Annotated in this window: 10 protein-coding genes; 3 read left to right on the top strand and 7 right to left on the bottom strand. The window is 48.8% G+C overall.

Annotation, left to right across the window (positions count from 1 at the left end; translation table 11 throughout):
• Positions 1–2: 2 nt before the first annotated feature.
• Positions 3–1,511 (bottom strand): sensor histidine kinase, encoded by a 1,509-nt coding sequence (locus tag H3H32_RS28050; RefSeq protein ID WP_182459046.1) that lies wholly within the window; start codon positions 1,509–1,511, stop codon positions 3–5.
• 123 nt (positions 1,512–1,634) lie between these two features.
• Here H3H32_RS28050 and H3H32_RS28045 point away from each other — a divergent pair, with 123 nt between their 5' ends.
• The 3 genes from H3H32_RS28045 to H3H32_RS28035 all read left to right on the top strand — a co-directional run bounded on the left by H3H32_RS28045 (position 1,635) and on the right by H3H32_RS28035 (position 6,445).
• On the top strand, positions 1,635–2,426 hold the full coding sequence (locus H3H32_RS28045) for a GLPGLI family protein (protein ID WP_182459045.1): 792 nt from the start codon (positions 1,635–1,637) through the stop codon (positions 2,424–2,426).
• Positions 2,427–2,529: 103 nt separating this feature from the next.
• Positions 2,530–5,280 carry an outer membrane beta-barrel family protein gene (locus tag H3H32_RS28040; protein ID WP_182459044.1) on the top strand — a complete coding sequence of 917 codons (2,751 nt, stop codon included), beginning with the start codon at positions 2,530–2,532 and terminating at the stop codon, positions 5,278–5,280.
• Between the two features lie 118 nt (positions 5,281–5,398).
• Complete coding sequence (locus H3H32_RS28035; protein WP_182459043.1) at positions 5,399–6,445, top strand: helix-turn-helix domain-containing protein; 1,047 nt, start codon at positions 5,399–5,401, stop codon at positions 6,443–6,445.
• A gap of 28 nt (positions 6,446–6,473) precedes the next feature.
• Here H3H32_RS28035 and H3H32_RS28030 read toward each other — a convergent pair whose 3' ends face one another.
• The 6 genes from H3H32_RS28030 to H3H32_RS28005 form a co-directional block, all read right to left on the bottom strand.
• Positions 6,474–7,679 carry an ATP-binding protein gene (locus H3H32_RS28030; protein ID WP_182459042.1) on the bottom strand — a complete coding sequence of 402 codons (1,206 nt, stop codon included), beginning with the start codon at positions 7,677–7,679 and terminating at the stop codon, positions 6,474–6,476.
• Between the two features lie 215 nt (positions 7,680–7,894).
• Entirely contained in the window at positions 7,895–10,063 is a 2,169-nt protein-coding gene (locus H3H32_RS28025; protein WP_182459041.1) for a 3-hydroxyacyl-CoA dehydrogenase NAD-binding domain-containing protein, read from the bottom strand.
• A 116-nt stretch (positions 10,064–10,179) separates the two neighbouring features.
• Positions 10,180–11,388 carry an acetyl-CoA C-acetyltransferase gene (locus tag H3H32_RS28020; RefSeq protein ID WP_182459040.1) on the bottom strand — a complete coding sequence of 403 codons (1,209 nt, stop codon included), beginning with the start codon at positions 11,386–11,388 and terminating at the stop codon, positions 10,180–10,182.
• A gap of 296 nt (positions 11,389–11,684) precedes the next feature.
• Complete coding sequence (locus H3H32_RS28015) at positions 11,685–12,083, bottom strand: LytR/AlgR family response regulator transcription factor (RefSeq protein ID WP_182459039.1); 399 nt, start codon at positions 12,081–12,083, stop codon at positions 11,685–11,687.
• A gap of 484 nt (positions 12,084–12,567) precedes the next feature.
• The gene (locus H3H32_RS28010) at positions 12,568–12,735 is read right to left on the bottom strand and encodes a hypothetical protein (protein WP_182459038.1); all 168 of its coding nucleotides are present in this window, start codon (positions 12,733–12,735) and stop codon (positions 12,568–12,570) included.
• Entirely contained in the window at positions 12,728–15,595 is a 2,868-nt protein-coding gene (locus H3H32_RS28005; protein ID WP_182459037.1) for an ATP-binding protein, read from the bottom strand. Before H3H32_RS28005 ends, H3H32_RS28010 begins: the two co-directional genes overlap by 8 nt.
• Positions 15,596–15,684 lie beyond the last annotated feature (89 nt).

Below are 15,684 nucleotides of genomic sequence, written 5' to 3'. Positions count from 1 at the left end.
CGTCAAAATTCCAGTATAAATTCACTCCCTTTGCCCGGCTCACTCTGCACTCGGATTCGTCCGCCATGTCGTTCGACCACCTGCTGTACGTAGGCTAACCCTAAACCGAACCCTTTTACGGGATGTAGATTACCCGTAGGAACCCGAAAAAAACGGTCAAAAATTGCGGATTGATACACTTTCGGAATACCAATGCCATTATCTGCTACAACCAGTTTCCAGCCATCGTTAGCTCGTTGCTGAAATGTTAGCCTAATGTCGGCCTGATCACGAGAGTAGTTTATTGCGTTGTCGATCAGGTTGTTCAGGGCATTGCTAAAATGGATACGATCAACTGAAATGGTTGCTTCTGGAGGAATATGCGTGGACACATACAGCGGTTTAGCTGCCCGAAGTCGATGATTGGCAATCAGGTCATTGGTCAGATCGGCGAGCTTGATTGGTTCGGGGTGTAAGACCAGATCACGCTTTTCTTCAACCGCCAGATTCAGTACTTTCTCGACCAGATCTGATAGCCGTTGCAGATTATTTTGGGAGATGGTCAGGTACGTTTGGGTTTTCTGCGGATCGTTCAAGACACCGAAATTCTGGAGCGCTTCGACGGCTGCGGATACCGTTGCAATGGGTGTTTTCAGCTCATGGGTCATGTTGTTGATGAAGTCATTTTTAACTTCCGATAGCTTTTTCTGACGTAGAATAGTGGCCAGCATAAACAGAAAACAGCTGGTTGTCAGGATCAATAAAATCACAGAACTCCCCAAGAGCCAGCCCATTCGTTGAAGCAGGTAAGAGGTTGGTGTACTGAATGTTGCCTGTACAAATAGGTTTTGTAAGGGATTCAGCGGCTCGGGTGTTGTTTGCAGAACATTGGTGTTTTTAACAGCCTGATTGGTGATGTCCCGGCGAAAAATAAAGATTTTATCCTTGCCTTGCTGATGAGTTTCCTGGGAACGGATTCTTAACGTGTCGAGCTGAAACTCGGTGTCAATGGCTCGGCGATGAAGTTCGTCTTTATAGATAACTGTCAGATTGCCCAGATTCGTAATGGTACCTGCGGCCCAGTCGAGTAAGACTAACTTGGAAATACGCCGGGCGAGTGTATCAGCAGGGTCTTGAAGCTTCACAGGATCAATTCGATTATAGGTAACCACTAGACGCTCGGGCGATTTGTCTGCTTGCAAACTATCAATATGTCTTTGAACAAAAACTCGGGTCTCTCCTCCGCGAGATGCTGCCTGAGGGTTATCGAAGCGACGCACAATAATTCGGGTTTCCGAGCCTGCCTTTGTAGGGGTTCTTTTCGATTTCCCCGGCGGTTGCTTACGCATCAGTTGTTTCGCATCAATCACCTGCTGGCGCTCCAGTGCCTGTACCAAGGCATCCTGAACGGTACGGACAAACTGATCCCGATTGAGCTGGTAGGTTGTCCAGAGCCAATATCCCTGAAAGGCATTGATGCCAACAATGCAGGCTGTCATTAGCCAGAAAATCGAACGTATGCGTCGGGTCATATACAAATCTACGTCGTGCAAATGGCCTTTGTATCACTGTTAACACTGGTTAACATTATATAGCAGTGCTTTACAAACGATCGCCTGACCTTTGATTCATCAAATCAAATCAGACGATTGTGTATGAAAACGCATGTTATTTTAACCATTATCCTCGCTGTATTACTGGCCGCCACCCGACCCGTGTTGGCGCAAATAACTGGTCTGATCAGTTATGAAGCGGCTCGAAAAGTAGACCTGTCGGCGATACGTATTGTGATCAATGGTGAGCAGATCAAACCCGGCGATCCTAATTTCCCGACCGATATTCCTGATACACGGACTTTCGGGCAGAAGGTGACGTTTACCGATAAATACGCCAAAGAAACCCGAGACGAGCAAGGCATTACCATTCGCGCTGTCGGCCCAGGTGGTCCAGGTGGCGGGCCTCCGCGCAATACGAATTTTGGTCGTCCATTCGAAGAAAAGATTTTTGTCGATCTGGCCAATCAGAAAACGGTTACCCTGCTGACCGTTGGGAAAGACAAGGACGCGAAAACGTATCGGGCCGATGCCCCTATTCAACGTGTTTCTGGCTGGCAACTAACCGATCAGACCAGGAAGATTGCAGGCTACACTTGTCGAAAAGCTACCGTACCGTTCAAAAATGAAACGTATACGGTCTGGTTCACCACCGAATTGCCTATTACCTATTCACCTATTCGTGAGCTAACTCCTGAAACGGGAGTAGCGCTACTGATCGAAAGTAGCCGCGAACAATTTAAAGCGACCAAAGTGAATTTGTCGGCTATCAATGCCAAAGAAGTGCAACCAACTGCAGAGGCTCAAGCCGTCACGCCTGAGCAACTAGCCGACCTCCGCCAAAAGGCCACCGCCGACTTCCAACAGCAGATAATGATGGGTGAGCGAAACTGATCAACCATTTTTTTGACAGGATATACCACTAAATCCTTCCACCCGAGGTATAAAAAAGCCCCTCTCCTAAAACAGGAGAGGGGTTGGGGTGAGGTTTTACAGCATGAAATTCTTCTCTCTTTTTGTCCTCCTGCTACTGGCTGGAAGCGGGCTTACGTTTGCCCAAAAAGTATCTGGGAAAGCTGAAGTCATAGGCGTTGCAGTCGATTCGGTTAGTGGGAAACCCCTACGGATGGCCACCGTTTCATTGATGACGGATCGAGATTCCAGTTATATAGATGCCACCATTACAAACGGCGATGGCCAATTTCGACTCCGCAACGTCGGCCCAGGTCGTTACCGAATCCTGGTAACGTTTCTAGGGTACCGAAACGCGTCATCGTACATAACTGTCGGTCGAGAAACGCCGATCAATGCGGGGACCATACGAATGATTGAGCAGGCGAGCACACTTAATGAAGTGACAGTCAGGCAAGAACGCAGCCCCGTTGCCGTTAAGGGCGATACCGTGGAGTTTAATGCGGGTTCCTTTAAAACTCAACCCAATGCGCAGGTGGAAGAGCTTCTGCGAAAACTGCCCGGTGTTGAGGTGGCGCGTGATGGCTCGATTAAAGCGCAGGGACAAACCGTAAATCGCGTGCTGGTCGACGGCAAACCTTTTTTCGGAAATGACCCGAAAATGGCTACCCGAAACCTCCCTGCCGATATTGTCGATAAGGTTCAACTCTACGATCAGTCGTCAGATCAGTCGCAATTTTCGGGTATCGACGATGGTAATCGCGAACGCACCATTAACCTCACCATTAAGCGAAACAAGCAGAAAGGCTATTTTGGACAGAATTCCATTGGGGCAGGGACTGATGAGCGCTATCAGGGAAGATTAAACCTGAATCGCTTTAACAACCGTGGCGACGGACCGGGCCGACAGCTATCGTTGATCGGGCAGGCCAATAACCTGAACCAGCAGAACTTTACGCTTGGTGGCGGCACGGGTGGCCCCATAACAGTTGGTGGGCCAGGTAGTATTGACCCTTCGGCTAATCAGTCACCGACGAATATTATTGAAATCAAGGCAGGGGGACTCAATTTTCGGGATAAGCTAGGCAAACGGGCAGAACTGTCATCGAGTTATTTTCTGAATCAGGCCACCACCACGACCGATCAGCGAAGCCGGCGGGAAAATGTGCTGCCCGACCGGTCGTTCCTGACCGATCAGCATACCTATTCGCAAAATCGCCAGACAACGCATCGCTTCAATGGTCGGCTGGATTGGCAGCTTGATTCGCTAACCAGCTTACGTATAAGCCCCAACGTTTCATGTCAAGCTACTGGTTACGATAGCCGGATTACAGCCCGATCGTATTTGCCGACAGGGCAGGCGCTCAACGATGGCGACACTCATTATGGCTCAACCGGCGACGGTCTCAATGGCTATAATAACCTGTTAGTCATGCGGAAATTTCGTAAAGAAGGACGAACATTGTCGGTGAACCTGAACACTGTGCTGACAAATGGGTTGACGAATGCCCTCAATCAGTCGATTAATCAATTCTATGATTCGACAGGGACGACTCCGCTGACTACAATCCGATTGAACCAGCGTAATCGCCAGAATAGCTACTCGCTCCAGAATACGCTGACCCTATCGCTGACAGAGCCCTTGTCGCTCACACAAAAATTAGAACTTCGGTACGCCTACGCAGCCAATCGAAACCGAGCCGAGCGCGATGTGATTGATGCGAGTGAAGCAACAGGGCAATATGACCAGCCCAATGCTGCTTTGAGCAATCACTTTAGTAGCCTTTTCGCAACGCACCGCATTGGCACCACCTTACAGACGCGCCGACTTCGGTATACCTATGCACTGGGTTTCGACCTGCAACAGGCCAACTTAGAGGTTGACAATCGTTCTGTTGACACAAGCAGGAGTCGCCAGTATCTGAATCTGCTTCCTAGTGCGCTACTTAGTTATACGTTTTCGAGAAATCGCAGCCTTCGATTGCAATACCGGACGAGGATAACTCCGCCTTCGGTGACACAATTACAACCCATTGTCGACAATACTAATCCGCTGACTATCCGTCTGGGAAACCCCGGCCTTCGGCCGGAATATTACAACAATATTACCCTAACCTATAATGGATCGAGTGGGGCTGGAGGGAAAAGCCTGTTTATATTTGCCAGTCTAAACCAGAGTACTAACCGCATCAGTACAACCACAACGATCAATAGCGCTGGCGCCCAAACAACTCAGCCCATCAATGCGGGTGGATATCTGGCAGCAAACGGATCATTATCGATTGGCCGCACACTCCAGCCAACGAAACTGGGGCTTACGTTGACAACGAATGCTAGTTTCAGTCGGGCAATTAGTTTGATCAATGACCAGACCAACGAGGCTAAAAATGTATTTTTGGGACAGGGCGTGCGGTTGCAATCGGCCTATAACGGCAAACTGGATTATGGCCTCAGTGGTACAATTAGTTATCAGACGGCCACCTACTCGCTCCTGTCAAAGCAGAATTCAGCCTTCTGGTCGCAGTACGCAACGGTCGATGTCCATTGGCAACTCCCGTTCAACTTCGTCCTTACCAGCGATCTGACTTATACGGCCACAACGGGTCGGGCGGCTGGCTACAACCAGCAGTTTACGCTCTGGAACGCAGCCCTTGCCTGGCAGTTTCTAAAGGCAAAACAGGGTGAATTTCGCGTGCAGGCGTTCGATTTACTGAACCAGAACCGAAGCGTCATTCGAAACACGGGTGATTCGTACGTAGAGGATGTCCAAAGCCGAGTTCTGACGCGCTATTTTATGGTTAGCTTCGTCTATAACCTCCGGAAATTTGGGGTGTAAGTTATCGTCTGACTCTGGCGCGGGTAAATACCCGCACCAGATCGTACCATACCCGCCAATATATTACCATTTCACACCCGGGAAAAAACAGCCAGCTCGATTTCTGTAACTTTGTATTATGCAGGATTATCAGAAACGGTTGGCGCTGAATTTACTAGCCTATGCTGTCCAGAAGAATGTCGATCTGGCCGAGTTATGCAGTCGCTCAGGGATTGAGTTGACGGAGCTGAGAAGTGAATCAAGCCCAAGTCCAACCACGCAACAAATCAATGCGCTTTGGCTGGCTGCCACGGAACTGAGTAACGATTCCTTGTTCGGCCTTCATTTTGGCGAGTCGTTGCAGGTGTCAGCGCTGGGTGTTGTGGGCGAACTCATACGGCATAGTCGTACGATTGGCGAAGCACTAACCCATGCTGCGGCTTTTTCCCATCTAATCACCGATCTATTGACAATGGAGGTGGCTCGCAGCGAGAAATCCTTCACCATCCGATTCATTCCTTCGACGGTGGCGCGAAGAGAATCTCCGCTGATGTTTCGTCAGGTGATGGATTTTTTCATGGCGTTTACCCTGCACGAAGTGGATGGACTTATTCTGAAAAAAATACAGCCGCGCACGGCCAAGTTTTCCGTTGAATCGACCGAATTGGCTGAATATGAACGGGTATTGCGGTGTCAGTCCATTCAAAACGCTTCGATATATGAGATGGAACTCGATAGCCAGTTTTGGGATGAGCCTATTCTGGCCGCCGATTATGACTTGCAGGCCGTTTTGTTGCGAAAAGTGAGTGCTTTGGATGAAGCCTACACGAATACCAAATCGCTGAGTGAACGGATTAACAACTTCCTGTTGGCGAATGCGTATCTGGGCGTTCCGACCCTTGATGCTATTGCGGCTAATCTTAATGTGAGTAGCCGAAGCTTGCAGCGGAAATTGCAGGAAGAAGGCGTTACCTATCAGCAACTGACCGATTCCATCCGAAAATCGTTAGCATTGCATTACTTGCAGGCAGGCCAGTATCCGGTAAAAGAAGTGTCGTATATTCTGGGATACAATGAATTAAGTGCTTTCAATCGGGCTTTTCGGCGTTGGACAGGCACCACGCCGGTGAGTTATCGGAAACAGTATGCTGGCGCTATTCAGCCTGGCGCGAGTATTTACTCGTGACGGTTTATATAGCAAGCATTCGCTTTCGTCAGTGAATACTCGTGCCAGGTAGATTAACCAAATTGCCACCCCATACAAAATCCTTAAAATCGCCCGGAGCCGGGTGTCGACTAACCAGGATAGTTTCTGTCAAGCCTATGCTGGTTGCCCGTTTTTGTAAGGTTTTCAAATCACTTGGCGTAGGCGTTTCTTTTACTTCTACCGCTATTTGCTCATTCAAAATAAAGTCAATTTCCTGGCCAGACTTTCGTTGATAAAACTGTACGGTGCCGAGCCAATGTAATTGATTAGCTATGGCATTCTCAAAAAGTTGCCCACCACTTACCTTCGCCAGTTGATTCAATAGGCCTGTGTCAGCCACATAGATTTTTCGTTGTTGAGCAATATCGCGGTCGGTACTTCGACTAAAAGCGGATACTGTCTGAATAAAATACGTGTGTTCAAGCAACATCAGGTAGTCCTTGATTTTATGACGACTGATACCCATCAGGCTTCCAATTTTCTGATAGTCGAGCTTGCTACCCGTATGCGCAGCTACTAAGCGAACGAGCCGTACTAAGTCGTCGCTTACTGAGAAATCAGACAAGAGCCGAATATCCAATTCGATGTAGGCGTTGATAATGTCGCTCAAATAGCTTTTTCGGTCGTCATCTGTTTCTGCCAGCGCTACCTCTGGAAAGCCACCGAATTGTAAATAAGCTTCGTATAAGGCTTTGTATTTCAGATAATAGGTTTGGTTAAAGGGCTGACGAGCAAACTGGTTGATAATCCTCGTATCATCGTCGAAGAACGCTACGTATTCAGGAAAACTTAGTGGAAACATTTCGAAAATACGCTTTCGACCCGCTAAGCTTTCCGAAAAATGATTTTTGAGATAATATGAACTTGAGCCCGTTAGTAGAAATTTTATCGAATAGGTATCATATAGATACTTAATGACGCTGGGTGAGTTTTTGACTAACTGAATTTCGTCAATAGCAATTACCGCCGGTTTGGATAAATCAATTCCCTGAATCTGTAAGTCCAGTTCAATGTCACGGTACATAGGCTGGTTAAGCAAATACCTGTTTTCTGCTTTTTCCAAATCCAGAAAGAGCTTATTGGTATGCGGCACTTTAGCAAGCAAATGACGCAGTGCTGTAGTTTTGCCAACTCGTCGCATACCTACAATAACAGTTGCCTGTTTTTTCGTCAAATGAGCTTCCAGATCGCTATAAAGAGCCCTTTCAATCATAAAGTATTACTTTGTGTATCAAATTTGATACACAAAGTAATACTTTATGATTGAAAATAGCTAATTGTATTCTAAACTACCTCTTGCGGTTGGCGCGAGTGTTTACTCATGACGATGTATGGAGTCAGTATTCACTGACGCAAGCGAATGCTTGCTATATAAACCGTCACGGGTGAATACCCGCGCCAGACCGAATCACACCAACCCTTCGATTCCTAAACCAACTCCTTCTTCCCAACCTGTTCCCGCAATTTCTCCGTTGGTCGGAAACGTTCGCCGTAGGTATCAGCCAGTCTGTCGCATGTGCTAACGAAGGTTTCGAGACCTACGAAATCCACGAATGATAAGGCGCCACCTGTATAAGCTGGAAAGCCCCAGCCTAGAATGGAACCTAGGTCGGCATCTAGTTTTGTGCGCACAACATTTTCCTCAAAACAGCGCACCGCTTCGATGGCTTGTCGATAGAGCAGTCGGTTTTTTACTTCGTCAAGCGAGGGTTGCTGGGCTGCGCGTGGAAAAAGATCTTGTAAGCCCGGCCAAAGTTTTTTGCTTCGGTCGTCGGCGTAGTCATAGAAACCTGCTTTCGATTTCTTGCCTAATCGTCCGAGATCAACAAATTGCTTGGCAACCTGATAGCTGGTGTCATCTTCGCGAATAGCGCCGTCTTTGATGCCCTGACCGGCAATTTTATAGACCAAATCCAGCGCTACTTCGTCGGTTACGGCCAATGGTCCTACTGGCATTCCGGCATCTTTACCCCCATTTTCAATCAGAATTGGGTTGACGCCATCTTTCAGCAACTCCATGCCCTCCGATGAATAGGTGCCGAAACAACGCGAGGTATAGAAGCCCCGCGAGTCGTTAACCACGATGGGCGTTTTACGAATCTTACGAGTAAAGTCAATGGCAACCGCCAGGGTATAATCTGACGTCTGTTTCCCCATAATGATCTCCACCAGCATCATCTTATCGACGGGTGAGAAGAAATGGATGCCAATAAAATTTTCAGGTTTGGCCGATACCTGCGCTAGTCCGCTAATAGGTAAGGTAGAGGTATTCGAGCCGAAAACGCTTAGGCCATCAGTGGCCAGCATAGGTTCGGCCTCTTTCGTGACCTGTGCTTTCAGTTCACGGTTTTCGAAGACAGCTTCAATAATCAGATCGCATCCCTGCAAATCCTGCACCGAAGCGGTTGGCTTGATCAGGTTCAGAATGCCGTCTACTTTACTGGCATCAACCTTGCCGCGTTCAACGCCTTTTTGAAGCAACTGGCGAGAATAGTCTTTCCCTTTTTCGGCAGCTTCGACCGATACGTCTTTCAGGATGACTTCGATACCAGCCTGGGCAGATACATAGGCAATGCCTGCCCCCATCAGACCTGCCCCCAGAATCCCAAGTTTTTTAACGTCCGTTTTGGGCTGGTCTTTTGGTCGGCTGGCACCTTTGTTGGCTTCGTTCATCCCCAAAAACATTGTCTGGATGAGGTTTTTAGCCACTTTCGACGTCGCTACTTTCACGAAATGGCGCGCTTCAATAACCAACCCCCGGTCAATATTGACTTGCAGACCTTCGTACACACAAGCCATAATTTCGAGTGGAGCCGGATAGTTGCCTTTGGTTTTATCCATCAGCATAGCCGTTCCCGCTCCGAAGGTTTGCGCGCCAACAACACTCTGAATGTTGCCACCCGGAACTTTGAAATTGTCTTTACCAACAATTTTTCCAGTCTTTCGATCGACTTCATCCCAGGGTTTGAGCGGTTTTGGCTGGGCGGACGTTCCGTTGGCGGCAATCCAGGCGCGGGCTTTCTCCAGCATTTCGGCTGGACTATTGGCAATATCATCGACCATGCCCAGGTTCTTCGCTTCCTGAACGCCTACTTTTTTGCCTTCCAGAATAAGCGGCAAGGCTGTCTGAATACCCAGCATGCGTGGAAGGCGCTGCGTACCACCGGCACCCGGCAATAACCCGATGGTGACTTCGACCAGACCGATGACTGTCTTCGGATTGTTGAGCGCTACCCGGTGATGACAGGCCAGGCAAATTTCGTAACCACCACCGAGTGCTGTACCGTTAATGGCCGCAACGGTTGGCTTTCCCGAGGTTTCGATACTGCGAAATACGCGGTTCAATTCCGATGAGACTTTTAGCATCTCGGCCGGATCTTTATCGTTGTTTCGCAGGATCATTTTCAGATCGGCACCAGCCACAAACTCGGGCTTGGCAGAGGTAATAATTAGCCCTTTCACGGAGTCATCCGCAAAAGCCCGTTGTAAAGCCGCTTCAAATTGCGGGATAGACTCGTCGTTCAGGACATTCATTGGCGACGACGTCATCTCCCACGAAATGATCGCTATATCTTGGTCGAGGGTGTAGTTTATCATAATTTTTGGTTTTCAGTTTACGGTATTCGGTTTACGGTGGCTGACCGCACCGACGGACCGACATGAATTGATGATGCGTCAGCCACCGTAAACCGAATACCGTAAACCATAAACTTTTAATTTATCCGTTCGAAAATAGTTGCGATGCCCATGCCGCCCCCAATACACAGAGTTGAGAGGCCGAATTGTTTGCCAGTGCGTTCGAGTTCGTCGATGAGGGTGGCGGAAATAATGGCGCCTGTTGCCCCCAGCGGATGGCCTAGTGCAATGGCTCCACCGTTGACATTGAGCTTGCTGTGATCGACCCCGAATTCGTCCATAAACAGCATCGGAATCGCAGCAAAGGCTTCGTTAACTTCGAATAAATCGATATCACTAATGCTCATGCCCGCCCGTTTGAGTACTTTACGAGTGGCTGGAATGGGGCCGGTTAGCATGATTGTTGGCTCAGAACCCACAATCGCGAAAGCTTTAATCCGGGCACGCGGCTTTAGGCCCGACTTTTCGCCGAATTCCTTGCTGCCCACCAAAACTCCAGCCGCTCCATCAACAATCTGCGACGAATTGCCCGCATGATGGACGTGATTGATCTTATCAAAATCAGCATACTTGAGTAAGGCGAGAGCATCCAACCCCATCTGTCCCAGACTCTCAAAAGCAGGTTTCAGTTTGCCCAGACTTTCGACAGTTGTGCCGGGTCGAACACCTTCGTCCCGGTCGAGAACGGTAATGCCGATTTCGTCTTTGAGCGGCATCAGCGTTTTCGCGAATCGATTCGCGGCCTGTGCTTCTACGGCCCGGCGATATGACTCCGCAGCAAAACTATCTACATCGGAGCGGGTGTATCCGTATTTGGTCGCAATCAAATCGGCCGAAATTCCTTGCGGAACAATATTATGACGGGCTACAATCTGCGGATTCATAAACAGGGCCCCGCCATCCGACCCCATCGGTACCCGCGACATCGATTCGACTCCACCGGCCACAATTGCATCGACCTGGCCCGACATCACGTAAGCCCCGGCCATATTGATGGCTTCCAGACCAGACGAGCAGAACCGGTTGAGTTGCACCCCCGCCACCGACTCGTCGTAACCGGCTTCAAGCGCAGCTGTGCGAGCAATATCGGCCCCTTGCTCACCAATGGGCGTTACGCACCCGATGATCACATCATCCACGAGCGATGTGTCGAGTTGATTGCGGTCGCGGAGTTTGCGTAAAACGCTGGTGAGGAGTTGAACAGGCTGCACATCATGCAGCGAACCGTCGCTTTTACCTCGCCCGCGAGGTGTTCTGACGGCATCATAAATGAAGGCTTCTGCCATGATTTTGTTGTTGTGAAATTAGTATGCATGCATACGTTTTCGGTCAAACAAAAGTAAACGCAAAAGCTGAATCAGGCAATGAGTTCGCATGAAAACAATAGTAAGGATAGGAGCATGGGTTAGGGCAAACAAAAAATCCCATCCGGTCAATTGCCAAAGGGGATTTCTATCACTCATCTAACCCGGAAGGGAGTCTATGTAAGCCTATTGAATTGGCTTATTCTTTTATTTATCAGCTACTTATAGGTTAAATTTTAGTCTATTTTCGAGAATAGGTAATTACGGCGGGGTTTATATCAGGTGGCCATTAGTGGCCTGCTTACGCTAGCGTTACGGTTAACTCTACTAATGCGAGGGCGGGAGAGTCGTTTTGGTGACGGTCGCTCCAGTTGATTCATGATTTCTGGAATACGTCGGCGACCTACAGGAAGCGAAGCGCCATTACACATAATGATAGACGCTATGATGGGCGACGTTAATACACCACGATGCACGTGCGCAGGGTTAATCAAATATCCTTTGTGAATACGGATAAAATGAGGCCATCGGGTGTGGTACCATTTTAAGGTTCGGCTCGATAGAATCCGTTCGCCGTTGAGCAAATAGACGAAACAATAATTAATGTCGCCCGCTAGGTAAATTACCTGAGTCGGGTCAAAATTATGCTGAAGTTGGGCGGCTGCTGAACGTTTCATAGCGTGGGTGAATAGGTGGAAACAGCCGAAAATAAGCCAGGGCAACAACTGCCAGGGGCCGGTAAGTACAGGCCAACGGGATTAACCCGTTTGTTGGGAAATGGGCGCTTGCGAAGCGGGCGAGACGGAGTCTTTGGGAGCCTATAGGTGTGGAACGGAAACAAGTAATCGGAGGTAATCATACCCGTATTAGATTGGTGAAAAGAGAAAGGTTCTTACGTGACTGCATTGGTGCTGGCAACTCTGCTTATATAGCCAGGATTGAGGCCGTACCCGCTGCTGTTTTTGTAGGATCAAAATTCGGTACGGGCTACTTAACGGATTCTACCGAATCGGACAAAAGCTCTACCCAAATGACCATATGTTTGCTCTTTTCTGCTCAAAGGCGCTCTTTTTATGATTTTTTGTGTTGAATTGACTAAAATGGTGTACTTATACAATCGAGCAGAATTACATTAACATGGACCCTGATGGGGTCAGATGTTTATAGAAAATGAGCTTCCCCTATAAACATTTGACGGCAGCGGCCGACCGTCCCATCGGGGTCATACTGGCCACAGATATCTAAACCTGCACGGGTAATTGTGGCGTTGAAGAAAATGTGGTGCCGTTCGGCTGTTCGGGGAAATACACCGGGCAACCGGCTATGCATTGTGTTTTCTGGCTGATGGAGCGTAGCCGTACTGTTCTTTATAAGCCCGGCCAAAGGAAGACAGGCTACCGAACCCAACCGCGTAAGCTACCTGGGTTGGCTGAATGCCTTGTTCCAGCATGTCGTTGCCCCGCCGGAGCCGATAATGACGAATGGTTTCGCGCGTGTTAAACCCTAGCAGTGCTTTGAGTTTTCGATTAAGATTACGGCTACTCATGGCCAGCACGTCGGCCAGTTGATCTACGTCAAAATCAGACTGGTCGAGGTGTTGTTCCAGAATGGCGTAGAGATTCTTTATAAACGGGGATGTGTCGGGAAGGGGTTGACTTACTGCCTCAACTTCTTCGGGGGCGATTGGCTCTGCTTGCGACACCGAACTGGCGAAGAGACGTTGCCAATAGGCTTGTTGGGTTGCCTGCCTACGACGCAGGTTCAGCAAGCGCACCAGTAATTCGGCAGGTAGGAATGGCTTGGTGAGGTAATCGTCGGCACCCGTTTCGAAGCCAATCAGCCGATTCTGAACACTCGCTTTGGCGGTGAGCATAACCAAAGGTATATGGTCTGTCCGGGTATCTGCACGCAGGGCGCGACACATATCTAGTCCATCGAGTTTGGGCATCATCAAATCCGTTACGATCAGATCAGGCAGGGCGTCGAGGGCCATTTCCAGACCCTGCTGTCCATCGCTGGCTTCGAGCAGTGTGTAGTAAGGAGCCAGAATTAGGCGGACATAGGCACGTAGATCGTCGTTGTCTTCAACCAGCAATAACAACGGTTTGTCGGTTTGTGTATCCGGGGTGTCAATATAGAGGTCTGCTTCGGATAAAAGCAGAGTTTCAGTTATGACCGATGCTTCCTGGATTGGTTGGGTAGTGGCTGATGATTTATTCGATTGATCGCTTTCGTTAGAGAATAACAGATCAGTGCCTTGCGGAATAGGTAGAGTTACACAAAAAGACGAGCCTTCGTTCGGGCGGCTTTTTACCGTAATGGTACCACCGAGGAGTTGAACGAGTTCATAGGTTAAGGCCAGTCCTACGCCGGTACCCATATCTTTCCAGTGAGACCCTGATGCCTGGTAAAAACGATCGAATAAATGTGAGAGTACCTCTGGTGTCATGCCTTCGCCAGTGTCGCGAACCGTAATGGTTACATTCGTTGGGCTATAGGTAGCGTCTACCTCGACTAATCCACCCGCTGACGTGTGTTTGATCGCATTGCTGAGAAGGTTGGTTACTATTTTTTCGACTTTATCAGCATCATACAACGCAGCCCAATGGACCTGGTTTTGTCGTAAGGAGAGGGTAACTGATCGGCTTTGCGCCAACGAGTCGAACAGAGATACCCAAACCCGGATGTCGTCGGTCAGGTTTCCGGGACTGGGCGAATTTTTTACCTGATGGGCATCGAGTTTCGCCAGATCGAGTAATTGATTGATAAGCGTTTGGAGCCGATTGGCATTTCGGTGCATAAGCGCATACAACTCATTGTCGGGAAAACGACTGTGCAGCGTTTGTAGTGGCCCCAATAATAACGTGATCGGGGTGCGGAGTTCATGCGATACGTTGGTGAAAAAATCGGTTTTGAGTCGATCGAGTGCCTGGATGTTTTCGCGATGCGCTTGTTCGAGCTGCAGTACGTTCGTGGTGTTAATGCGTTCGCGGGTTGCCTGCCAAAGCATTAATACCACGAAAAAGGGTTCACTCGCAAAACTAACGAACATAATTAGGCCAATTGTTTCCTCGCTGAGTGAGCCGGTAAAAAAGCCCGCATTACGTCCGTAGAAGTAAGTATAAATGGGTAACGTGACGACCATTGCCAGTACATTCCAGATAGCTGGCCGGATTTTTCGTAGATACAGCACCAGTAAAAGCGACAGTGTAAACCCAAGCATAATTGCCAGAGTGCCCACTAATGCCCAGGTGATGTATGGGTGCCGCACAAAAAAACTCAGGACCGCATAGAACAGGCCGATTGTTCCAAAACCCACATATATCCAAACCAGTCGGGGCATGTATTGGGGTAATTGGAACGCCTGAATAACGTAATAAGCCAGGGTTGGTAGCAACAAGCCGACCGTTACGTAGTGGCTGGTGTGTGTCCAGTAAGGAGAGTGTGGGAAGAAAACGCCCGAGAAGCCCGTTGCGAAAAGCACGCTCAGGCAAATAGAAAAGGCAAAAATGGCATAAGAACGAAGAACGATATACTGATGCATGAGCAACAGCATGGCAATCTGGAATAAGGCTAGCATGGTAGCCAGCGTAAACATAACGTATCGCTCAATATCGGGTAGTCGATTCGTTACAAACGTAGCCCGGTCCCACACTCGCCACTGATAGCTATGGTGTTGCGACGATAGTATACGTGCATAAAACGTTTGAGGAGCCTTGCCCGACACCGATATATAAACGGAGGGATAGCGTGTTGGGGGAGTACGCTGGGCAAAAGGTATCCAATCACCCGCATACTGAACATGCCAGCCTTTCAGCGAATCCGGTTGATAAAGAGTCAGGCTGTCAACGTAGAAATTGGTTAGCTCCAGCGCGTAGTTGCGGGATGTATCTGTGGCCTGCGTCAGCGTAAATCGACACCAGACCGGATGCGTTGTAAACCCAAGAATCAGCGATTGGTCAATCGGGGATTTCCAGTGGAGCTGGCTACTTGTCAATTGCTCGATGGACAACTGATCGGTTGTGTCGACCAGATACTGAAAAACTATAGGTGTAGGTTTAGTAGCCTGGGTCGCTGGTAACTGTGTGACGGGTGCTTGAGCTTTCGCCTGGAGTTGCAGCAGAAGACAGAAAAGGAAGAGGCTACTCCAAATTCTGTATTGCTCACCGATTGAAGACCAAGCGTTCATATGCCTTTTACTAAACTACCCAATTGGGTTATTACCAGTTAGGTAGACGTGGTGTGAATGGTATCGTTTGCTGAAGGCTGAATCACAAA

Source organism: Spirosoma foliorum (assembly GCF_014117325.1).
Taxonomy (GTDB): Bacteria; Bacteroidota; Bacteroidia; order Cytophagales; family Spirosomataceae; genus Spirosoma; species Spirosoma foliorum.
The sequence above is the reverse complement of the archived record's forward strand: the minus strand, read 5'-3'. Positions and strand labels throughout refer to the sequence as shown.